The following is a 21,596-nucleotide window of genomic DNA, read 5'->3' as shown; positions in this document are numbered from 1 at the left end:
AATGGTAAAAACACGTTGAGGGTGAAATGGGGACAAGCGGGAAGGATTTCAAGCGGAAGCCGCCGTCGCGGCCTCCGTTTGTTCAGAATTTAATCTTGTGTCGTCCTGCCAGAGAGTGCGATAGCGTGGTGCCATCGACCATTTCCAGCTCGCCGCCGACCGGAACGCCATGGGCGATACGGCTGGCTTCAACGCCATACTGCATGCAAAGCTCAGCAATATAGTTGGCGGTCGCCTCTCCTTCGACCGTGGGATTGGTCGCGAGGATCAGTTCGTTAATTTGCTCAGACGCCAGTCGCTGTTCGAGACGATCCAGCCCAATGTCATCAGGCCCGATACCGTCCAGCGGCGACAGGTGTCCCATCAGCACGAAGTAACGTCCGGAAAATTGCCCGGTTTGCTCAATGGCGTAGATGTCCGCCGGACTCTCCACCACGCAAATCTGACCGTTTTCCTGGCGACGCGGGTTCGAGCAGATGTTGCAGACGTCTTGCTCTGTGAAGGTGCGGCAATCGGCACAGTGGCCGATTTCCGACATCGCCTTCGTTAACGCCTGCGCCAGACGCATCCCGCCGCTGCGATCGCGCTGAAGCAGCGTGAACGCCATGCGCTGCGCAGACTTCGGGCCAACGCCCGGCAGACAGCGCAGTGCTTCCATAAGCTGAGTTAACAGCGGGCTGGTTTGCATCAGAACGGCATCTTAAAGCCAGGCGGCAGCTGCATTCCGGAAGAAACAGAGGCCATCTTCTCTTTCTGCGTCTCTTCAATACGACGCGCCGCGTCGTTGAATGCCGCAGCAACCAGGTCTTCCAGCATCTCTTTGTCGTCTTCCAACAGGCTTGGATCGATCTCCACGCGACGGCAGTTATGCGCGCCGTTGATGGTCACTTTTACCAGACCCGCGCCAGATTCGCCGGTCACTTCCAGCTTGGCGACTTCTTCCTGCATCTGCTGCATTTTTTCTTGCATCTGCTGGGCCTGTTTCATCAGGTTACCCAGACCGCCTTTACCAAACATAGGCTTCTCTCTCAATCACGTTAAGGGATGACGACCGTCAAACCATTAGGCTGACGATCAAATGGGGCGAATACTTTCTTCGTCCAGCTCCGCATCGAAAAAACGACGCAGCGTCTGGATGTTATTATCCGCAATAATCGACTCGCGCGCCTGCGCGAGCTTCTCTTCATAAATGGCCTGACGCCACTCCAGCGGCGTGCGCACCGCGGGATTATCATCTTCAACGATGGTCAATTCAACCGTTGACCCTGTTAAGGAACTCAGTGCTTCGGCCAGTTTTTGCTGCGCGCCGCTGGAATTAAGGTGTCGCTGCGTGGAACGCAGGTGCAGGCAAACCACGTTGCCATTCTCTTCTTTCCAGGCATTAAGCGCCACCTGCTCCACCAGTTTAGGCAGCGAGAGCTGGCTCACCTGGGCGGCCCACGGGTCGCGTTCAATGGCTTCAGCCGCAAGCTTTGCCGCCAGTTCCGGCGTTTTTTCATGCTCAAGCGCTTTTTTCAGCGCTTTTGGCGTGGCAACGACTTCTTTAACTTCTGCAACAGGATTGGTCGCTTTCCAGCGATACGCTTCTTTCTTCGTCGATGCCTTTTCCAGCGCAGAGACCGCCGGACGCGCCTGAACACGTTCCGACACCGAAGCCAGTCTTTCCAGCGCAGCATTATTCACCGGCCGCGCGCGGGAAGCGGCTGCCGGTTCACTCTTTTTTGGTTTGGTTGCTCCCTGAGCGCGTTGCAACTGGCTGCGTGCCGCCAGCACCTGGCTGGTGGCGTCGGAGAGCGGCACATTCTGTTGCTGTTGCGCTGGCGCAGGTTGCTGCTGTGGCACCTGCGTCGGGGTCATCACCGCTGTGGGTGCGACCGGGGCAAACGACTGGCGCGGGACTTCAGGTTCCGGGAGCGGCATGCGCGGATGAAAAGCCAGCGCACGCAGCAGCGTCATTTCGACGCCCATTCGCCTGTCCGGCGCATACGGCAGTTCTTTGCGCCCGATTAACAGGGTCTGGTAGTAAAGCTGCACATCGGTTGGCGGGACGATTCGCGCCAGTTCACGCATACGCTGTTCAATGGCGGCCATATCGCTGCCGAGCGCGGCAGGTGAAAGCTGAACCATGGCAATACGATGCAGCAAAGCCGACATCTCAACCAGCAGCGCTTCCCATTCGATACCACGCGCGGCAGCGTCGTTCACCAGCGTCATCACGCGTTCGCCGTCCGCAGCCACAACCGCTTCAACAAGCGAGAGCGCCTGGTCGTCGTCCAGCGTGCCGAGCATGGTGCTGACCGCGCCGGTCGAGACCTGACCATCGCCGCTGGCGATCGCCTGATCGGTCAGGCTCAGCGCATCGCGCAGGCTGCCGTCCGCGGCGCGGGCCAGCAGTTGCAGCGCACGTGGTTCATGAGCGATATGCTCTTCTTTGAGAATATGCTCAAGCTGATGGCGAATCTGTTCGACATCCAGCGCTTTAAGGTGGAATTGCAGACAGCGCGACAGAATGGTCACCGGCAGCTTCTGCGGATCGGTGGTCGCCAGCAGGAACTTGACGTGCGCGGGCGGCTCTTCGAGCGTTTTCAGCAGGGCGTTAAAACTGTGCCGCGACAGCATGTGCACTTCGTCGATCAAATAGACCTTAAAACGGCCGCGCGCAGGCGCATACTGGACGTTATCCAGCAGATCGCGTGTGTCTTCGACTTTGGTGCGTGAGGCGGCATCGATTTCAATCAAATCGACAAAACGCCCCTGCTCAATTTCCCGACAGTTATCGCACACGCCGCACGGTGTAGCGGTGATGCCGGTTTCACAGTTTAATCCCTTCGCCAGCAAGCGGGCGATAGAGGTTTTTCCGACGCCACGGGTGCCGGAAAACAAATAAGCATGATGAATACGCCCTAACGACAAGCCGTTCGCCAGTGCCGTCAGCACATGTTCCTGGCCGACGACGTCAGCAAAGGTTTGTGGGCGCCATTTTCGGGCTAAGACCTGATAACTCATTGGCAGGCTCTGAAAGGCTGGAGGGTGGATTCACAGGAGGGTAATGCTAACACAACCTCGCAGCAACGGCGAGGTTGTGTCGTCAGGTACTGCTTAACTGATTAGTGCCCTGGAAAAGGCACCAGGCTATAACAGGTCAGCCCCTGTTTTTCCAGGCGCTGTTCGCCGCCCAGATCAAACAGGTTAATGATAAAGGCAGCATCGGTTACTTCGCCACCCAGACGGCGGATCAACTTCACGGTCGCTTCAATCGTGCCGCCGGTTGCCAGCAGGTCGTCCACAACCAGGACTTTATCGCCCGGTTTGATGGCATCAACGTGAATTTCCAGCTGATCGGTGCCGTATTCCAGCTCATAGCTCTCAGCAATCACTTCACGCGGAAGCTTACGCGGTTTACGTACCGGAACAAAGCCGACGCCCAGACCCAACGCTACCGGCGCGCCAAACAGGAAGCCACGCGCTTCGGTGCCAACCACTTTAGTGATACCCGCATCTTTATAGCGTTCAACCAGCAATTCAATGCTAAGGGCGTAGGCTTTCGGATCTTCCAGTAAACTGGTGACATCACGGAAAAGAATGCCCGGTTTTGGGTAATCGTGGATGCTTTTGATGCTATTTTTGAGAAACTCAAGCTGCTGTGCAGTCGCGGTCATAAGTTTGTGCCTGATTGATACAGTATTACTTCACGGCGCACTATACACTTCATCCTCGACGTATCTTGAATGATTTTGTGTCTATATTAGGGCCAGGGTTACACTTGGTTAACCTTTGACCATCTGCGCCTGTGCTCGAAAACGGTCGAATTTACTGGCTGCGAGAGACAATTGCAACAGCGATTATTGCGCTTTACTGCTTTTGTTGTTTTTCATCAATCACCGGGATCCGCCACATAAAAATCAGTAAACAGGCGAGAATAACCAGCAGCAGGCCGCGTACCCACATCATATTGACCAGCCAGAGGGAAATAGCAAACGTCACCAGGATCAACAAAATCGCGCGCGGTTTTGCTCCCGGCGGCATCGCGCGGTGTTTTTGCCAGTGACGCAGATACCCACCGAACCACGAACGGTAAAGCAACCAGTCGTGAAAGCGCGGCGATGAGCGGGCAAAACACCAGGCGGCCAGCAGGATAAATGGCGTCGTGGGCAGCAACGGCAATACAACGCCCAGCGTGCCTAACACTACCGCTATCCAGCCAATGATGATTAGAATAATGCGTTGCATAATATCAGTACTTAACACAGAGAATCGTTACTTTAGCATAACAGTTCTCATTTTCATCGGAGTGTTGTCGTGAAAACCGTCATGCTGCTACAGACGCTTGAAAACCAGCTTAACCGCCTGCGGCAGCAGTGTGCTCCGTTGGCGCATCACGCCACGCTGAGCGCCCGCTTTGACAGGCATCTGTTTCACACTCGCAGCACGTTGCTGCAGGCCTGTCTGGATGAAGCTGACGATAATCTTACTGCCCTACGTCGCGCCGTTGAGCAGCAACAACTACCACAAATTAGCTGGCTGGCGGAACACCTTGCCTCACAGTTAGAGGCGATTTCGCGTGAAACCGCCAGTTGGTCGCTCCGCGAGTGGGACAGCGCATCTCCAGGCCTGGCGCGCTGGCAGCGCAAGCGGGTTCAACACCAGGAGTTTGAACGCCGACTGGTGGAAATGACGCGTGAACGCAAAGAGCGTCTGGCCCAGGCAACGGGTTTTGAAGAACAGCAAAAACTGCATCGTGAAGTAGAAGCATTCGAGGCGCGACTGGCTCGCTGCCGCCATGCTCTGGCAAGAATAGAAAACGTGCTGGCGCGTTTAACCCGTTAATCCCCGGAGAATTTATGTCATTAGAGAACGCCCCGGACGAGGTCAAACTGGCCGTCGATTTGATTGTTTTACTTGAGGAAAACCAGGTTGCACCTGAAACCGTACTGAAGGCGCTGGAGATTGTTAAACGGGATTACGAAAAGAAACTGCTCTCTTTATCTAAAAAAGAGCTGTAACTGAAAACCTGATGGCGTTTCAATTATCAGGCCTACGAATGAATCGAAGCTCGCAGGCCTGATGATTTTTTCTATTAACCTACCGAAGGCGTCGGATCGTCACCTTTAATGATGTCACGCTTAACCTCAGTCACGCTGTCGCCCTTCGCGTTGTGCAGGTGCACTTCGAGCTGGTTAAAGGCAATATCAATGTCGTTTTCACGGCACAAACGATCGACCGCACGGTTAAGTTCATCAACCGTATGGCTGCGATCGCGCAGTTCGCGCACGTATAAACGCAGCTCATGATCCAGCGTGCTGGCGCCGAAGGCGGTAAAGAACACCGCAGGCTCCGGATCGTGCATTACTTTCGGGTGCTCCATCGCCGCCTGCAGCAGCACTTTCTTCACTTTGTCCAGATCCGAACCGTAGGCCACGCCGATGCGGATCACCAGACGCGTGGTGGTATCGGAGAGCGACCAGTTGATCAAACGCTCCGTCACGAATGCTTTGTTCGGGATGATCACCTCTTTGCGATCGAAATCGGTAATGGTGGTGGCACGGATACGGATCTTGCTGACCGTTCCTGAGAACGTACCAATGGTAACCGTATCGCCGATACGCACCGGGCGTTCAAACAGAATAATCAGACCGGAAACAAAATTACCGAAAATTTCCTGCAAGCCAAAACCCAGACCAACCGACAGAGCGGCGGCCAGCCATTGCAGTTTATCCCACGAGACGCCGAGCGATCCGAAGACCGTCATTGCGCCGATGGCGATGATCGCGTAGTTGAGGATCGTGGTGATCGCGTACGATGCCCCCTGGCGCATTTTGAGTCGCGACAGTACCAGCACTTCCAGCAGGCCGGGTAAGTTGCGGATTAACGCCCACGCCACCATCGAGGCAATAATGGCAAACAACAGGCTACCCATGGTGACGTCTTTCACCACTGCCGCACCCGCTTCGGTGCCGTTGTAATGCCAGAGCGTAATGCTGTCGAGATAGCTGAACACGGTGATCAGATCAGACCAAATGGCCCAGAACAGAACACCAAACAGAGCCACCATCACCAGCATGGTGATACGCAGCGTTTGCTGGTTAACCTGCTCCAGCGCGATGGTCGGCTCTTCCTGCGGCTCTGCGCCCTCCGCCCCTTCTTTCACCAGGTTCTGACGACGCGCCAGCGCACGACGCCAGGCGATACGGCGTGCCGCGACGCTTAATCCACGCAGCACGGTCTGGTACAGCAGGTTCCAGAGAATGACCAGATAAACCGTTTCAATCCAGCGTCCCGCCAGGCGCAGCGTGGTGTAGAAATAGCCGGTTGCCGTCAGCACCATTAATGCTATCGGGATAATCGACAGCACGGTAATCGTCACCAGACGCAGACCATGCGACTCTTTATCGCGCCAGCTTTCGCGGCACATTGGCCATACCAGGAAGGCGATCAGCAGCAGGTTGAGGAAAATGACCACCTGACCCAGCACATCGTCCATCAGGTTGAGCGGCGACAGCTCAGCAATAACCGACCAGAAGTTTAACGGCAACAGCGCGAGGCTGATGCGCACAATCTGGCGACGCCAGTGGCTAGTTTGTTTTGCTGGCATACCAAAATGACGAATCGCCACGCCATCTTTTTCCAGCACCTTCCAGCACAGACCAAACACCAGCCAGAAGACGGTCATCTTCTTGCTGAACGCCCACAGCAGGTCGCTGATATTCAACTGCATAGTCAACAGAATCAGACCTACCGCGAGGATAATCAGGCACGCCGGCAAGGCTCTGATGAGATCGATCAGAATCGCTTTTGGCGTGTTGAGCTGACTGTCATTACGCAGGTTACCTACCGCGGCGGCTAATTTCGCCTGGTACTCTTTCAACCATTTAAGACGCCAGCGGATGAGCCCGGCAATGAGCAGCAGCGGCAATCCCGCCAGAAACGCAATAAACACTGCGGGCCACGCTTTTTCCCAGTTCACCGTGATTTTCATCGACTTAAACTGGTCTTTAAGTGTTTGCGGGAAAGCTTTGATCCAGTCCCAGTCCATCGGACGGTTACTGTTAACCCAGAAAATCTGCTGCGTGAGGATCCCTTTCAGGTTTTTCGACACGCTCATTAACTGCTGCTGATTAATTTGCAGATTAATCGCCATCATCAGCTGGTTGCCCAGTTGCTTATTGAGCTGATCCAACAGTTCACGGCGCATATCCACAACCTGCAGTAAGGCATCATGGACTTCGCCGTTAACTTCGTTGCTGTGCCCTTCTTCCAGTTTGGCGACAAACGCATCATTCTGGAACAGCGCGTCGCGCTGCTGGTTGACTTCGAACTGCTCCAGACGCAAGTCGGCGATCCGGTTGGTCATATCGGCAAGTTCATCCGCCGACGGCAGCGTTTGTTGTTGCTGATACAGAATACGCGACAGCAGCAGACTGCCTTTCAGAACGGCAATCTGCTCTTTAATGTTGCGTTCGGATTGCAGCGCGCGGTCAAGCCAGTTTTTGACTTTAATATTTTGCTGCATCAGGCTGTTGCCGTTTTCGGTCGCGGCAATCAGACGCTGGCTGAGCTGATGGTTAATATCAAGTTCTTGCTTAACTAGCGGGTTGGTCTGGATACGGGCCGCTTCGTCTGGCGTTACCGCTTCCTGCGCCGTCTTTTCGGTTAGCGTCAGACGTTTGCTGTTCACCGCTTCCTGCAGCAACTGAAGCTGGTGTTCGAGACGATTCGTATTCGCCGTTACATAATCACGCTGTTTCTGCAAGGTATCCTGCAAAACAGTGTTGCCTTCCAGACTTTTACGCTGTTGATCGATCTGCGCGCTCAGCAACGCTTGCTGCGCCTGCAGCAACACCTGTTGGCTGGGGCGTAATGCCACCTCACCCACATTAGTTCCATCCAGGCGATTACGGATTTGCTGCATTTGCTGTGATGCGGTGTACATCGCATTTTGCACGCGCTCTGGCTGCGTTTGCAGCGAGACCAACTGACTGTTGTAGGCTGCAAGGTCGTTTTGCGCGCTTTGCAGATCGTCCAGCACCTGGGCGACACGAGATTCAAGCTGGCGCAGAGAGAGCGTACTCAGCGTTTTCCGCGTTTCGTCATCATTATCGACATCGCTGAGCGAATTTAGCGCATCCGTTGCCTGGCGCATTTTCTCCGGCGCCTGGGCCACTTTCTGGCGAAGCTGTACGGTCTCATCTTTCACGCGATCGATTTTATCCAGCGTGGCGATGGTATCGATGAGATCCTGTTGGACCAGCTTATCCTGCGCGGAGAGATCTTTTTGTTTACTCAGCGTGTCTAACTGGCTCTGGATATCCGCTTTCGTCGGCAGTTCACCACTCTGTTGCGCCCGCGCAAATGCAGATGACTGGCAGGATAGCAATAGAATGAAGAAAAGAATGCTAATAGCAATTACATGCTGTGAACGTTTATAGAGCTGCAACATAGTCATGAGAATGAATGTTTCTGAACCGGGAAAGTGACCGGAAATAGTCAAGCGGCAAGAATATCACGGCTGTGACCAGCAGAATAGCAGGAGGCAAAATGACCAGGAGAATTCCTGGTGCAGAAATGGTAAGTTAGCGTGTCTCCCCTATCTGCAGGCGCAAGGTTGGACAAAGCAGGCACATCTCCAGCAACACCGCCACGTAGTGGCGAGCCTCATTTTTCAGATCAAATGATTCGGGGGCAAATAACCAGTTCTCCATGATTCCGGAAATATAGCTACGCATTAACACCGCAACACGACGTGTGTTCAGGTTTTCCGGCAGCATGTTGACATCCATACAGTGGCGTAACGTTTTTTCTATACGGTCATAGTTTTCCAGGCACAGGCTACGTTCGACTAACTGAACTGATGCTATTTCCCCGACAAATTCGCATTTGTGGAATATAATCTCCATCAATAAACGTCGGCGTTCTTCTGTCACGGTAGTTTCAAGAACGTAAATTAAAATTTCTCTTAATACTGATAGTGGATCGTCGGGGAATTTTGCCTGATACTCAGTTTCTAACTCATCAATGTTAGGTTTTGCTAGCTCCCAGATTTCACTGAATAAATCCGACTTATTTTTGAAATGCCAATAGATAGCACCGCGCGTTACACCAGCGGCTTTTGCGATCTCCGCAAGCGAGGTGGATGATACCCCTTGCTGCGAAAACAAACGCAGAGCAACATCCAGAATGTGCTGCCGTGTTTCCTGTGCTTGTTGTTTGGTTTTTCGTGCCATATGTCAGTGAATTTACAGGCGTTAGATTTACATACATTTGTGAATGTATGTACCATAGCACGACGATAATATAAACGCAGCAATGGGTTTATGGGCTTTAAGCCATTGATCAATTTGAAATCGGACACTCGAGGTTTACATATGAACAAAAACAGAGGGTTAACGCCTCTGGCAGTCGTTCTGATGCTCTCAGGCAGCTTAGCGCTAACAGGATGTGACGACAAACAGGCCCAACAAGGGGGCCAGCAGATGCCAGAAGTTGGAGTTGTGACGCTCAAAACTGAACCTCTACAGATCACAACTGAACTCCCAGGTCGCACCAGTGCGTTTCGCATTGCGGAAGTTCGCCCTCAGGTCAGCGGTATTATCCTGAAGCGTAACTTTACCGAAGGCGGCGACATTGAAGCAGGTGTGTCTCTCTATCAGATTGATCCTGCTACTTACCAGGCCGCGTACGAAAGTGCGAAAGGCGATCTGGCCAAAGCACAAGCAGCGGCAAATATCGCTCAGCTGACGGTTAAACGTTATCAGAAACTGTTAGGTACGAAGTACATCAGTCAACAGGACTACGATAGCGCGCAGGCAGATGCACAACAGGCGAACGCTGCTGTTGTCGCTGCGAAAGCCGCAGTAGAAACCGCACGTATCAACCTGGCCTATACCAAAGTCACGTCGCCAATCAGCGGCCGCATTGGTAAGTCATCTGTTACTGAAGGCGCACTGGTGCAAAACGGTCAGGCGACCGCACTGGCGACCGTTCAGCAGTTGGATCCCATCTATGTCGATGTGACGCAGTCAAGTAACGATTTCCTGCGCCTGAAACAAGAGTTGGCCAATGGCACGCTGAAGCAAGAGAACGGTAAAGCAAAAGTCGAACTGGTTACCAGCGACGGTATTAAATTCCCGCAGTCCGGTACGTTGGAGTTTTCGGATGTGACGGTTGATCAAACCACTGGGTCAATTACGTTACGCGCAATCTTCCCGAACCCGGATCACACCCTACTGCCGGGCATGTTCGTCCGTGCGCGTCTGGAAGAAGGGACAAACCCAACGGCGTTACTGGTTCCACAGCAAGGCGTTACCCGCACACCGCGTGGCGATGCCAGTGCATTAGTTATCGGTGCTGATGACAAAGTTGAAACGCGTCAAATTGTGGCAGCACAAGCAATTGGCGACAAATGGTTAGTCACTGAAGGACTTAAGCCAGGCGACCGTGTGATTGTAAGTGGGCTGCAGAAAGTTCGTCCTGGCGCTCAGGTTAAAGCGCAGGAAGTCACCGCGGATAATAACCAGCAAGGCGCAAGCGGTAGCCAGCCTGAACAGTCCAAGTCTTAACTTAAACAGGAGCCGTTAAGACATGCCTAATTTCTTTATCGATCGCCCCATATTTGCGTGGGTGATCGCCATTATCATCATGTTGGCAGGGGGGCTCGCGATCCTCAAATTGCCGGTAGCGCAATATCCTACTATTGCACCTCCGGCAGTGACGATCTCCGCGACCTACCCTGGCGCTGATGCCAAAACAGTACAGGATACTGTTACGCAGGTTATCGAACAGAATATGAACGGTATCGATAACCTGATGTACATGTCCTCTAACAGTGACTCAACCGGTACGGTTCAGATCACCCTGACTTTCCAGTCAGGTACTGATGCTGACATTGCGCAGGTTCAGGTGCAGAACAAACTGCAGCTGGCAATGCCGCTGCTGCCGCAGGAAGTACAACAACAGGGCGTGAGCGTCGAGAAATCGTCCAGTAGCTTCCTGATGGTTGTCGGCGTCATCAACACCAACGGCACCATGACGCAGGAGGATATTTCCGACTACGTGGGCGCCAACATGAAGGATGCGATCAGCCGTACTTCAGGTGTGGGCGACGTGCAGCTGTTCGGTTCCCAGTACGCGATGCGTATCTGGATGGATCCGAATAAACTGAACAACTTCCAGCTGACGCCGGTTGATGTGATCAGCGCCATTAAAGCGCAGAACGCCCAGGTTGCAGCCGGTCAGTTAGGCGGTACGCCGCCAGTGAAAGGCCAGCAGCTTAACGCGTCGATCATCGCGCAAACCCGTCTGACCTCCGCAGATGAGTTCGGCAAAATTCTGCTGAAAGTGAACCAGGATGGCTCTCAGGTACGTCTGCGTGACGTCGCGAAAGTCGAACTGGGTGGCGAGAACTACGACATCATTGCGAAGTTCAACGGCAAACCTGCGTCTGGTCTGGGTATCAAGCTGGCGACAGGCGCTAACGCCCTCGACACCGCGAACGCTATCCGCGAAGAGCTGAAGAAGATGGAACCCTTCTTCCCGTCAGGCCTGAAGATCGTTTACCCGTATGACACTACGCCATTCGTGAAAATCTCTATTCACGAAGTAGTGAAAACGCTGGTGGAAGCAATCATCCTCGTGTTCCTGGTCATGTATCTGTTCCTGCAGAACTTCCGCGCGACGTTGATTCCGACTATCGCCGTGCCGGTGGTGCTATTGGGTACGTTTGCCGTCCTTGCGATTTTCGGCTTCTCGATAAACACGTTGACGATGTTCGGGATGGTGCTCGCCATCGGCCTGTTGGTGGATGACGCCATCGTGGTGGTCGAGAACGTTGAACGTGTCATGGCCGAAGAAGGGCTACCACCGAAAGAAGCAACGCGTAAATCAATGGGCCAGATTCAGGGCGCATTGGTGGGTATCGCGATGGTACTGTCAGCGGTATTTATCCCAATGGCCTTCTTCGGGGGTTCTACCGGTGCGATTTACCGCCAGTTCTCCATCACCATTGTTTCCGCAATGGCGTTGTCTGTACTGGTGGCGTTGATTCTGACCCCTGCCCTGTGTGCAACAATGCTTAAACCGATTGCTAAAGGCGATCACGGTGAAGGCAAAACGGGCTTCTTCGGTTGGTTCAACCGCATGTTCGATAAGAGCACGCACCACTATACCGACAGCGTAGGCGGTATTCTGCGCAGCACCGGTCGTTATCTGGCGCTGTATCTGATCATCGTCGTGGGCATGGCCTATCTGTTCGTTCGTCTGCCAAGTTCGTTCTTGCCGGATGAAGACCAGGGGGTATTCCTGTCAATGGCTCAGCTGCCAGCGGGTGCAACGCAAGAGCGTACCCAGAAGGTGCTGGACGAAATGACGGATTACTATCTGACTAAAGAAAAAGCGAACGTTGAATCGGTGTTTGCCGTTAACGGCTTCGGCTTTGCGGGTCGTGGTCAGAACACCGGTATCGCGTTCGTCTCGTTGAAAGACTGGAGTGAACGTCCGGGCGAAGAGAACAAAGTTGAGGCCATTACTCAACGTGCGATGGGTGCATTCTCGCAGATTAAAGACGCCATGGTATTCGCCTTTAACCTGCCAGCAATCGTAGAACTTGGCACCGCGACGGGTTTCGACTTCCAGTTGATTGACCAGGCTGGTCTGGGCCATGAAAAATTGACTCAGGCGCGTAACCAACTGTTTGGTGAAGTCGCGAAACATCCAGATCTGTTGGTAGGCGTACGTCCTAACGGTCTGGAAGATACTCCGCAATTCAAGATCGATATCGATCAGGAAAAAGCGCAGGCTCTGGGTGTTTCCATTAGTGACATTAATACAACGCTGGGCGCTGCATGGGGCGGAAGCTACGTTAACGACTTCATCGACCGTGGTCGTGTGAAGAAAGTTTACGTCATGTCTGAAGCCAAATACCGTATGTTGCCGGAAGATATTGGAAACTGGTATGTCCGCGGTAGCGATGGACAAATGGTACCGTTCTCTGCGTTCTCTTCCTCACGTTGGGAATATGGTTCTCCGCGTCTGGAACGCTATAACGGTCTGCCTTCCATGGAAATCCTGGGCCAGGCCGCACCGGGTAAAAGTACCGGTGAAGCGATGGCAATGATGGAGCAACTGGCCAGCAAACTGCCATCCGGTATCGGCTATGACTGGACGGGCATGTCCTACCAGGAACGGCTGTCCGGTAACCAGGCACCTGCCCTGTATGCGATTTCACTGATCGTCGTCTTCCTGTGTCTGGCGGCATTGTACGAGAGCTGGTCAATTCCGTTCTCCGTTATGCTGGTCGTTCCACTGGGGGTTATCGGTGCGCTGCTGGCGGCAACATTCCGTGGTTTGACCAACGACGTTTACTTCCAGGTGGGCCTGCTCACAACCATTGGGTTGTCGGCGAAGAACGCGATATTGATCGTCGAATTCGCCAAAGACTTGATGGATAAAGAAGGTAAAGGCCTGGTAGAAGCGACGCTGGACGCAGTTCGTATGCGTTTACGTCCGATTCTGATGACATCGTTAGCCTTTATCCTCGGCGTAATGCCACTGGTTATCAGCTCCGGTGCAGGGAGTGGCGCGCAGAACGCCGTCGGTACTGGCGTAATGGGCGGGATGGTCACAGCAACCGTATTGGCTATCTTCTTTGTTCCGGTGTTCTTTGTGGTGGTCCGCCGCCGCTTTAGCCGCAAGAACGAAGATGTTGAACATAGCCACTCAGTTGAGCATCATTGATACATTCCTAAAGATAAGGCCGCGCAAGCGGCCTTTTTTCTGGAAAAAAATCATAAAAAGCGCTTATTGCGATTTCGTTTATTTTCTCTTGTTTAAATAAGCGATATAATCCTTGTGAGTCTAAAGGCTATTCTTAAAAAGCGTCATGAACCCTTATTTACTTAAATAAATATTAAGACTATTCCTAGTTTTCGTTCACAGAGTCGGTTGTCGCCTTTCGTTGCTAAACCTAAACAAGATAACGTGATGATTGGCCGAGAATAAAGAAGTTGTTCCATTTCGAATACCGGCATTTATCTGTTAAAATGTAAAAATGGGACTGCGTCATAATTTTGCATAATTGTAATTTTTCGTGATATGACGATGAAATCTTTTTTAGAGTAGATTATAGTTAAATCATCAGGAGTCGCGGGCAAGTTCCAGGTCGTTTGTTGTATCCATCCCGAAAGGTGTTCGGTTAGTCTAAACCACTAAGAAGGGGATGCGTTATGGATGAATACTCACCGAAAAGACATGATATCGCGCAGCTTAAATTTCTCTGCGAAACCCTGTATCATGACTGTCTTGCAAACCTTGAACAAAGCAATCATGGTTGGGTAAATGACCCTACCTCTGCAACCAGCTTGCAGCTCAATGAACTGATAGAGCATATTGCAACCTTCGCACTTAATTATAAAATTAAGTACAATGAGGACAATAAGCTGATCGCGCAGATTGATGAATACCTGGATGACACTTTTATGTTGTTCAGTAGTTATGGTATTAATACGCAGGATCTACAGAAATGGCGGAAGTCAGGTAATCGACTGTTTCGCTGTTTTGTCAATGCCACCAGGGCTAATCCTGTCAGTTTGTCTTGTTAAAAATTATTACAATCATAGGTAAGAGTTATGTCCGATAAACCATTAACTAAAACAGATTATTTGATGCGCCTGCGACGCTGTCAAACAATTGACACGCTTGAACGTGTTATTGAGAAAAATAAATATGAATTGTCTGACAATGAACTGGCTGTATTTTACTCAGCCGCCGATCATCGTCTTGCTGAATTGACAATGAATAAGCTCTACGACAAGATCCCAACATCTGTTTGGAAATTTATTCGTTAATTGCTCATGAGGTTAAGTCAGGTATCGCGAAACATTTGTTTGTCTGGCTGACCATTTCCCGCACCAACTATCATTATTTAATTCAAATCACGTGATTGCGATCACAGTGAGAAAACGGGAACGTTCCCCTTCCCTGCATTGCGTTTTACTGTACTGTGACTGCCTATCAGCAAACGGGAAAGTTCGTAATGAGTGAAGATAAGAAAAAGATGATCGCCGGCGAATTGTATCGCCCGGCAGATGAAACGTTGCGCAACGACCGTCTCCGCGCACGCCTACTCATCCACCGATACAATGCCACCGCACCCGATGCGCAGAGTGAACGTCAGGCTATCCTGCGCGATCTGTTGGGGCAAAGCGAAGGCGCTTACATTGAGCCCTCTTTTCGTTGCGACTACGGGTATAACATTTATCTCGGCAAAGCGTTTTACGCCAACTTCGACTGCGTCATGCTTGATGTCTGCCCAATCCACATCGGTGATAACTGTATGTTGGCACCGGGAGTCCATATCTATACGGCAACTCATCCACTGGACGCTAACGAACGCAATAGCGGGGTTGAACTAGGGAAACCTGTAACCATCGGGAATAATGTCTGGATCGGTGGTCGCGCAGTCATAAATCCGGGGGTAACACTGGGCGACAATGTGGTTGTGGCGTCAGGCGCAGTGGTGACGAAAAGCGTTCCGGCAAACACCGTCGTCGGAGGCAATCCGGCACGGATCATCAAAACACTGTGATCTGATATGTAACTGTTATGCTAAATTGTGGTTAATCTGTTACTTTTCTCAGACAGTATCCCCTTTTAAAATGGGCTGATCCCTCCTGACTATTGCAGACTTCACGAAGGCAAGAGATGACAGAAATACAACGCCTGCTTACCGAAACCATCGATGACTTAAATATTCGCGAAAAGCGCGACAACAAACCGCGCTTTAGCATCAGCTTTATTCGTAAACATCCAGGGCTATTTATCGGCATGTATGTTGCGTTTTTTGCCACACTGGCGGTTATGCTGCAATCAGAAACGCTGGTCGATTCGGTATGGCTGTTGGTTGTACTGTTCGCCTTACTCAACGCCTTTTTCTTTTTTGACGTTGCGCCACGTTACCGCTTTGAAGACATTGACGTACTGGATTTCAGAGTCTGCTATAACGGTGAATGGTACAACACACGCTTTGTGCCACCCTCGCTGATCGACACTATTCTGCACTCTCCCCAAGTCGACAGTGAGCATAAGGCCCAACTGCAAAAAATGATAACGCGGAAAGGCGAACTGTCATTTTATGATGTCTTCACACTAACCCGCGCGCAGGCTAGTCAGTAATCACAGCCTGTCACAAACAAAAAAAAGTGCGTCCCACGAGGGGAACGCACTTCAGTCCCTGTAATGCTGGCGAAGTGACTAACGTCTTTTTTTACGGCCCTGTACCGCTTTAAACCGCGGATTCGTTTTGCAGATGACGTACAAACGCCCTTTGCGTTTGACTATCTGGCAGTCAGGGTGCCGCTGCTTTGCGCTGCGAAGTGAATTGAGTACCTGCATCTTAACCTCGCTTAGTGCCAATGAAGTGGCCGAAACGTTTCTGGAAACGAGCCGCGCTGCCTTCATTATCGAAGGTTTTCTGTTTACCGGTATAGTACGGATGTGACTTAGACGAGATATCAAGCGTTACGTACGGGTACATTTGGCCCTCGAACTCAATCTCTCGTTCGGTTTTAATCGTCGAACCGACCTTAAAGTATTCATTGGCACTGGTATCGTGAAACACCACTGGGCGATAAAAAGGGTGGATATCCGGTTTCATGGCAACCTCAATTTGTTACGTTATAACATACCCAACAAAATACACCACTCTTGTACGAATCACAACCCGATTTACGTTGTGGGTTACTAAACGGGATGATAAGTGGCCGTAAATATATGATGCCAATCGAATAGCTTTTTCGGCTTTCAGATATACTTTCCCTATGCTGTGTAAATAAGGATATCACCGTGACAACACGACATCTGATTGGCCTGGTGACGGGAATACTGGTTCTGTCCATCCTCGTACCGGTGTGTTTAAGCCTGTGGCTGGCACATCGTCAGGTCGAAACGAAATTTATCGATGAACTTGATTCATTTTCTACCCGCGTCGCTTTGCGTACAGAACGCGTCGGCGAGCAGGCCAAAAAAGCGCTACGCAAAATAGAAGCCTTCCAGGGTGTGCCCTGCTCAGAGGAACATTTGCTGGAAATGCGCCGGTTGTCATACAGCTACCGTTATATTCAGGAAGTGATGTACCTCAAAGGCAATGTTCCACAATGTTCCTCCCTTGAGAAAAGGAGCCTGGCTGCTGCGTTTCCGCCACCAATGAAAATGACACCTGATGGCTATCGCGCCTGGTTAACTTCGCAAAACGACCTCGGAATACAACGTTTTATGGCGGCGCTCGGCAGCGAACATTATGTCGTGATGATCGATCCGGGATCGTTCATTGATGTCATTCCATTTGGTTCATGGCCTATCGAAGTCGCCATTGTGGGTACAGTAAGCAACGTCGTGGTGGCCAGTAGTGCCGATCTCCCTTCAGACGTGTTACATCATCTGCAAAAAGACCGTTCTATCAGCCATTTTCAAAAAGAGGGCAGTATTTATAATTCTCGCCCTTTCCCCGAACTGGGCATCACTATCGTAAGCTGGGCGTCGACATTACCTTTGCAAAAATCCTGGCACCGACAGGCGCTGATCTGGCTCCCGGCAGGGCTCATTATTGGCCTGCTCACCGCCCTCTTTATCCTGCGTATTTTGCGCCGCTTGCAGTCCCCCCATCACCAATTGCAAGATGCCATTCAGAACCGGGCTATCAAGGTCCATTACCAGCCCATTATTTCGCTCAAAACAGGAAAGGTCGTAGGTGCGGAAGCACTGGCCCGCTGGCGACAAGCTGACGGTAGCTATCTCTCACCCGATATTTTTATCCCGCTGGCCGAAGAAACCGGCCTGACAGAACCACTCACACGTTTGATTATTGAAAACGTCTTCGAGGATCTAGGTAAATGGCTGCATCAACATCCTCAACAGCATATATCACTCAACCTTGAGTCGGCCGATTTGAAGTCCGAAACGCTTCCGGCGCTGCTAAGCCGCATGGTTAACCACTGGCAACTAAAACCCGCACAAATTGCCCTGGAACTGACTGAACGCGAATTTGCCGACCCGAAAAACAGCGCGCCGTTTATTGCTAAATACCGTCAGGCGGGTCACTCAATCTATATTGATGACTTTGGTACCGGTTATTCCAGTCTGAGCTATTTGCAGGATCTGGATGTAGACATCCTGAAGATAGACAAATCGTTCGTCGATGCGCTGGAATACAATAACGTCACGCCACATATTATCGAGATAGCCAAAACGCTGGAGCTGGAAATGGTGGCAGAAGGCATCGAGACCGAGAACCAGGAAAGCTGGCTACGTCAACATGGCGTGCAGTATGGTCAGGGCTGGTTGTACAGCAAAGCACTGCCAAAGGCGGAATTTATTCTGTGGGCGGAAAAACGACTTTAGCATGGCACTGGCGTGTATTGAGATGGCTGGCGGCACGCCGCACAGCCAGTCATGTCACTCTTCCATAATGGGCGAGAATCCACCGTAGATCATTCGCTTGCCATCAAATGGCATAGATTCACCAAACTCCTTCATACGGGGATCGGACATCATCTTCTGGTTCGCCGCATCGCGGACTTCTTTGGAAGGGTATTCAATCCAGCTGAATACCACTTCTTCATGATCCTGCGCTTTCACCGCCATACGAAAATCGGTCAACTTACCGTCGGGAACATCATCAGCCCAACACTCCACAACGCGCAGTGCACCGAATTCCTTGAAAAGCGGCGCAGCCTTTGCCGCCATCGCGATATATGCCTCCTTGTTTTCGGCAGGAACGGCAACAACAAAACCATCAACATACTTCATCAGATAAACCTCCGAAGTGTACTGCGCGGCAAGCCGATTCCAGCCGCGTCAGTCGAGGTTAAGTTTAGTCGTCAGCAGGCAATCACGCGTAGGCTCATTCCGAACACAAATACGTGACTGCGGCAGATGACGAAACCACGGCAGGCAAATCTGAATTAACGGTCCAATAGCTAACGCATACAGTACCGTTCCAACACCCACGGTTCCGCCAAGAAGCCAACCGCTGAGCAAAACCGACACCTCGATTGCGGTCCGGATGGTCCGTACAGACCAACCAGTACGCGCATGAATGCCGGTCATCAAGCCGTCACGTGGGCCCGCACCAAAACCGGCGCCAATGTACAGACTGGTGGCTAACGCATTCAGGATCACCGCCGCAACCAGCAGTCCACTGCGCGTCAGTAGCGATTCGAATCCTGGGATCACCGCCAGCGCGGCATCTGCCGCCAAACCAATCATAATGACATTACTGAGAGTGCCAAATCCGGGGCGCTGGCGCAGTGGTATCCATGCCAGCAGGACCAGTACACCCACGGCGATGATCACCAGGCCGATATTCATCGATAATAGATTTGCCACGCCCAGATGAAATACGTTCCACGGATCAGCCCCTAAATCTGCACGGACAAACATCGCCGTCGAAACGCCGTACAGCGCCAGTCCAACATACAGCTGAAGTAAACGACGCAGCATAATTTTCTCCTCGCCTCTCAGATAGCTTTCATCTTCACCGCAATTGGCACTATGATTAATGTCCAGTTTTCAAAAAGTGGACTGCTATGTCATCTCGCCGTTACGGAAGTCAATCTTTGCAGCGCCTGCTAGGGCACTGGCAGGAAAGCCCCTCGCGAACGCCTATCTGGCGACAACTGGCGGAAGCGTTACGTCTGCTGATCCTGGATGGTCGACTGGCACTGGATAGTCGCTTGCCCGGCGAACGCGAGCTCGCTGCCGTTCTGGAAGTGAGCCGAACCACCGTCGCCAGCGCCATGGCGCAACTGCGTGAAGAGGGATATCTGGAAAGCCGTCATGGGAGCGGCTCACGGGTGATCCTGCCGGAACACATTCGTCATGTGCCTACGCGAACCAGTACCGGTACAGCGTTGGATTTGTCCACAGCGGCCCTCAGCGCCGGGCCAGAAATTCATCAGGCTTACCAACAAGCGTTATTTGCGATGCCGCAGCATTTGCTGAGCTCCGGGTATCTGCCGCAGGGACTGGCGGTTTTGCGTGAATCCATCGCCCGGCATTATTGCGAACGTGGATTACCCACACAGTCGGATGAAATAATGGTCGTGAACGGCGCGGTCAGCGGCCTGGCGTTGATCCTGCGTTTACTCACCGGTCCCGGCGATCGCGTAGTGGTCGATCACCCCACGTATCCGCTGGCGATTGCAGCAATACAAGGGGCATCATGTCGCCCCGTCGGCGTTTCGCTGCCTGAGCACGGTTGGGATACAGCGGGTCTGGTTGCCACCCTCGCGCAAACAGCCCCGAGAATGGCCTATCTGATGCCGGACTTTCACAACCCGACCGGACGCTGTATGGACGCCGAAACTCGCCAGGTTGTGGCGGATATTGCGGAAAGAACCCGCACCACGCTGGTGGTCGATGAGACCATGGTGAACCTGTGGTATGACGCCCCGCCTCCGCCTCCACTTGCTGCATTCAATCGCGATGCGCCGGTGATCCTGCTGGGATCGGCAGGGAAAAGCTTCTGGGGAGGTCTGCGTCTGGGATGGATTCGGGCTTCGTCACGTACTATTGCCGCGCTGGTACAGACTCGCGACACATTTGATTTAGGATCACCAGTGCTTGAACAGCTTGCCACGGGTTGGTTGCTGGACAATGCGGCCGATTTTCTTCCCGACAGACGGCAATTGCTCACCACCCGGCGCGATCTGTGCCATGACCTGATGAAGACACATTTCCCGGAGTGGCAGTTTACTCAACCACAGGGGGGACTCTCTTTCTGGGTTGAATTACCCGATACGCTGGCAACGCTCTTTGCCACCCGTGCCGAAAGTGCAGGTATTCAGTTGGGTACCGGGACGCGCTTCGGCCTGGATGGCGCATTCGATCGCTTTTTGCGTATGCCCTTTGCTCTGCCCGATGACACAATGCGCTCGGCTTTCCGGACGTTGCAACCCATTTGGGATAATCTGCGTTTACAGGCAAGTCACGGGAAAATGCGCAAAATAATCTAAGCGACGAGTCAAAAGACTCGTCCTGGAATACCGTGATGGACGAGGATGTCTGGGCATTATTACCGCTGAGGAGGAACCGGGAACCCCTTCAGGGAAATCACAAAATTCTCGCCGTCTTTCTTAATTTTCGCCCCGGCATCGCACCAGTCAGAAGCAATACGGAAAAACTCATCGCTACCGACATTCCAGCTCAGACGAACATGTTTCACATAACCGGAACGTAGCAATTCACAGGCTTCGCCATAATTACAGGCGGTTGAGAGCGGTTGTTGTTTCATTTTTTCTTCTTCAGTAATCTGCGCAATGCTTTGATTTCTTTAGGAGTCAGTGCTTCAACCACGGATTCTTCCGTATGCTGGCTATCAATATCATCAGCGGAGACTCCCGCCTCTTCAATGGCGGAAAACGCGATAAGTAGCAATTTTTCCGTCGAGATACTTAGGTTCTCATTATTCACTTCAGCGTAGTGACGCAGCTTTTCTTTTAGCGCCTCATCAATTTTGACATTCAATACAGCGGTCGACATCGTAGAAAATCCTTGTGGTCAGCCAAAACACACCGGATGTAAGACCATGTCGTTACAGCGCGATGGCA

23 protein-coding genes and 1 other annotated feature are annotated in these 21,596 nt (G+C 52.1%); of the genes, 10 read left to right on the top strand and 13 right to left on the bottom strand.

Features of this window, described 5'->3' with window-relative positions:
* Positions 1 to 82 precede the first annotated feature (82 nt).
* The 5 genes from recR to OGY19_RS22435 all read right to left on the bottom strand — a co-directional run bounded on the left by recR (position 83) and on the right by OGY19_RS22435 (position 4,230).
* Positions 83 to 688 (bottom strand): recombination mediator RecR, encoded by a 606-nt coding sequence (gene recR, locus OGY19_RS22455; protein WP_003021767.1) that lies wholly within the window; start codon positions 686 to 688, stop codon positions 83 to 85.
* Positions 688 to 1,017: a YbaB/EbfC family nucleoid-associated protein gene (locus OGY19_RS22450; RefSeq protein WP_003021764.1), complete on the bottom strand. Its 330-nt coding sequence runs from the start codon at positions 1,015 to 1,017 to the stop codon at positions 688 to 690. The genes recR and OGY19_RS22450 overlap by 1 nt, the downstream gene beginning before the upstream one ends.
* A 57-nt stretch (positions 1,018 to 1,074) precedes the next feature.
* Positions 1,075 to 3,006 carry a DNA polymerase III subunit gamma/tau gene (dnaX, locus tag OGY19_RS22445; RefSeq protein ID WP_115600826.1) on the bottom strand — a complete coding sequence of 644 codons (1,932 nt, stop codon included), beginning with the start codon at positions 3,004 to 3,006 and terminating at the stop codon, positions 1,075 to 1,077.
* Positions 1,678 to 1,742, bottom strand: a sequence feature (DnaX frameshifting element). It overlaps the preceding gene by 65 nt.
* A 101-nt stretch (positions 3,007 to 3,107) precedes the next feature.
* Positions 3,108 to 3,659, bottom strand: coding sequence for an adenine phosphoribosyltransferase (gene apt / locus OGY19_RS22440; protein ID WP_005125198.1), 552 nt, complete (start codon positions 3,657 to 3,659; stop codon positions 3,108 to 3,110).
* A gap of 193 nt (positions 3,660 to 3,852) precedes the next feature.
* On the bottom strand, positions 3,853 to 4,230 hold the full coding sequence (locus tag OGY19_RS22435) for a DUF454 family protein (protein WP_003847534.1): 378 nt from the start codon (positions 4,228 to 4,230) through the stop codon (positions 3,853 to 3,855).
* Positions 4,231 to 4,299: 69 nt separating this feature from the next.
* Here OGY19_RS22435 and priC point away from each other — a divergent pair, with 69 nt between their 5' ends.
* Positions 4,300 to 4,827, top strand: a complete 528-nt coding sequence (gene priC / locus OGY19_RS22430; RefSeq protein WP_186336723.1) for a primosomal replication protein N'' — start codon at positions 4,300 to 4,302, stop codon at positions 4,825 to 4,827.
* A gap of 14 nt (positions 4,828 to 4,841) precedes the next feature.
* Complete coding sequence (gene rsmS, locus OGY19_RS22425; protein ID WP_071887323.1) at positions 4,842 to 5,003, top strand: pleiotropic regulatory protein RsmS; 162 nt, start codon at positions 4,842 to 4,844, stop codon at positions 5,001 to 5,003.
* A 74-nt stretch (positions 5,004 to 5,077) separates the two neighbouring features.
* Here rsmS and mscK read toward each other — a convergent pair whose 3' ends face one another.
* Together mscK and acrR are read right to left on the bottom strand one after the other, a co-directional pair.
* A complete protein-coding gene (mscK, locus tag OGY19_RS22420) occupies positions 5,078 to 8,443 on the bottom strand; it encodes a mechanosensitive channel MscK (RefSeq protein ID WP_115600828.1) in 3,366 nt (1,121 codons plus the stop codon).
* A gap of 127 nt (positions 8,444 to 8,570) precedes the next feature.
* A complete protein-coding gene (gene acrR, locus OGY19_RS22415) occupies positions 8,571 to 9,221 on the bottom strand; it encodes a multidrug efflux transporter transcriptional repressor AcrR (protein WP_061067439.1) in 651 nt (216 codons plus the stop codon).
* A 141-nt stretch (positions 9,222 to 9,362) separates the two neighbouring features.
* On the opposite strand from acrR, the gene acrA reads away from it, so the two are divergent.
* The 6 genes from acrA to OGY19_RS22385 all read left to right on the top strand — a co-directional run bounded on the left by acrA (position 9,363) and on the right by OGY19_RS22385 (position 16,164).
* Positions 9,363 to 10,556, top strand: a complete 1,194-nt coding sequence (gene acrA, locus OGY19_RS22410; protein WP_101741783.1) for a multidrug efflux RND transporter periplasmic adaptor subunit AcrA — start codon at positions 9,363 to 9,365, stop codon at positions 10,554 to 10,556.
* A gap of 22 nt (positions 10,557 to 10,578) precedes the next feature.
* Positions 10,579 to 13,728 carry an efflux RND transporter permease AcrB gene (gene acrB / locus OGY19_RS22405; RefSeq protein WP_286597227.1) on the top strand — a complete coding sequence of 1,050 codons (3,150 nt, stop codon included), beginning with the start codon at positions 10,579 to 10,581 and terminating at the stop codon, positions 13,726 to 13,728.
* A 488-nt stretch (positions 13,729 to 14,216) separates the two neighbouring features.
* A complete protein-coding gene (tomB, locus tag OGY19_RS22400) occupies positions 14,217 to 14,591 on the top strand; it encodes an Hha toxicity modulator TomB (protein WP_003021733.1) in 375 nt (124 codons plus the stop codon).
* 27 nt (positions 14,592 to 14,618) lie between these two features.
* Positions 14,619 to 14,837 (top strand): hemolysin expression-modulating protein Hha, encoded by a 219-nt coding sequence (gene hha / locus OGY19_RS22395; protein ID WP_002892050.1) that lies wholly within the window; start codon positions 14,619 to 14,621, stop codon positions 14,835 to 14,837.
* 188 nt (positions 14,838 to 15,025) lie between these two features.
* Complete coding sequence (maa, locus tag OGY19_RS22390) at positions 15,026 to 15,577, top strand: maltose O-acetyltransferase (RefSeq protein WP_115600829.1); 552 nt, start codon at positions 15,026 to 15,028, stop codon at positions 15,575 to 15,577.
* Between the two features lie 116 nt (positions 15,578 to 15,693).
* Positions 15,694 to 16,164, top strand: coding sequence for a YlaC family protein (locus OGY19_RS22385; protein WP_040232692.1), 471 nt, complete (start codon positions 15,694 to 15,696; stop codon positions 16,162 to 16,164).
* A gap of 78 nt (positions 16,165 to 16,242) precedes the next feature.
* Here the strand turns inward: OGY19_RS22385 and ykgO are convergent, their stop codons facing one another.
* Both ykgO and OGY19_RS22375 read right to left on the bottom strand, forming a co-directional pair.
* Positions 16,243 to 16,383 carry a type B 50S ribosomal protein L36 gene (gene ykgO / locus OGY19_RS22380; RefSeq protein ID WP_005125190.1) on the bottom strand — a complete coding sequence of 47 codons (141 nt, stop codon included), beginning with the start codon at positions 16,381 to 16,383 and terminating at the stop codon, positions 16,243 to 16,245.
* A 1-nt stretch (position 16,384) separates the two neighbouring features.
* Positions 16,385 to 16,645, bottom strand: a complete 261-nt coding sequence (locus OGY19_RS22375) for a type B 50S ribosomal protein L31 (protein WP_005125189.1) — start codon at positions 16,643 to 16,645, stop codon at positions 16,385 to 16,387.
* Between the two features lie 188 nt (positions 16,646 to 16,833).
* On the opposite strand from OGY19_RS22375, the gene pdeB reads away from it, so the two are divergent.
* Complete coding sequence (pdeB, locus tag OGY19_RS22370) at positions 16,834 to 18,387, top strand: cyclic di-3',5'-guanosine monophosphate phosphodiesterase PdeB (RefSeq protein WP_115600830.1); 1,554 nt, start codon at positions 16,834 to 16,836, stop codon at positions 18,385 to 18,387.
* A 54-nt stretch (positions 18,388 to 18,441) separates the two neighbouring features.
* On the opposite strand, the gene OGY19_RS22365 is transcribed toward pdeB, so the two are convergent.
* Both OGY19_RS22365 and yczE read right to left on the bottom strand, forming a co-directional pair.
* Positions 18,442 to 18,795 (bottom strand): DUF1428 domain-containing protein, encoded by a 354-nt coding sequence (locus OGY19_RS22365; RefSeq protein WP_061067436.1) that lies wholly within the window; start codon positions 18,793 to 18,795, stop codon positions 18,442 to 18,444.
* Positions 18,796 to 18,843: 48 nt separating this feature from the next.
* On the bottom strand, positions 18,844 to 19,488 hold the full coding sequence (gene yczE, locus OGY19_RS22360) for a membrane protein YczE (RefSeq protein WP_115600831.1): 645 nt from the start codon (positions 19,486 to 19,488) through the stop codon (positions 18,844 to 18,846).
* 86 nt (positions 19,489 to 19,574) lie between these two features.
* On the opposite strand from yczE, the gene yczR reads away from it, so the two are divergent.
* Positions 19,575 to 21,002, top strand: a complete 1,428-nt coding sequence (gene yczR, locus OGY19_RS22355) for a MocR-like transcription factor YczR (protein ID WP_115600832.1) — start codon at positions 19,575 to 19,577, stop codon at positions 21,000 to 21,002.
* Positions 21,003 to 21,061: 59 nt separating this feature from the next.
* On the opposite strand, the gene OGY19_RS22350 is transcribed toward yczR, so the two are convergent.
* Together OGY19_RS22350 and OGY19_RS22345 are read right to left on the bottom strand one after the other, a co-directional pair.
* On the bottom strand, positions 21,062 to 21,280 hold the full coding sequence (locus OGY19_RS22350; protein ID WP_005125184.1) for a hypothetical protein: 219 nt from the start codon (positions 21,278 to 21,280) through the stop codon (positions 21,062 to 21,064).
* A complete protein-coding gene (locus OGY19_RS22345; protein ID WP_048212417.1) occupies positions 21,277 to 21,528 on the bottom strand; it encodes a hypothetical protein in 252 nt (83 codons plus the stop codon). The genes OGY19_RS22350 and OGY19_RS22345 overlap by 4 nt, the downstream gene beginning before the upstream one ends.
* Positions 21,529 to 21,596 lie beyond the last annotated feature (68 nt).

The sequence above is a fragment of the Citrobacter sp. Cy070 genome (genome assembly GCF_030332245.1).
Taxonomy (GTDB): Bacteria; Pseudomonadota; Gammaproteobacteria; order Enterobacterales; family Enterobacteriaceae; genus Citrobacter; species Citrobacter youngae.
The sequence above is the reverse complement of the archived record's forward strand: the minus strand, read 5'-3'. Positions and strand labels throughout refer to the sequence as shown.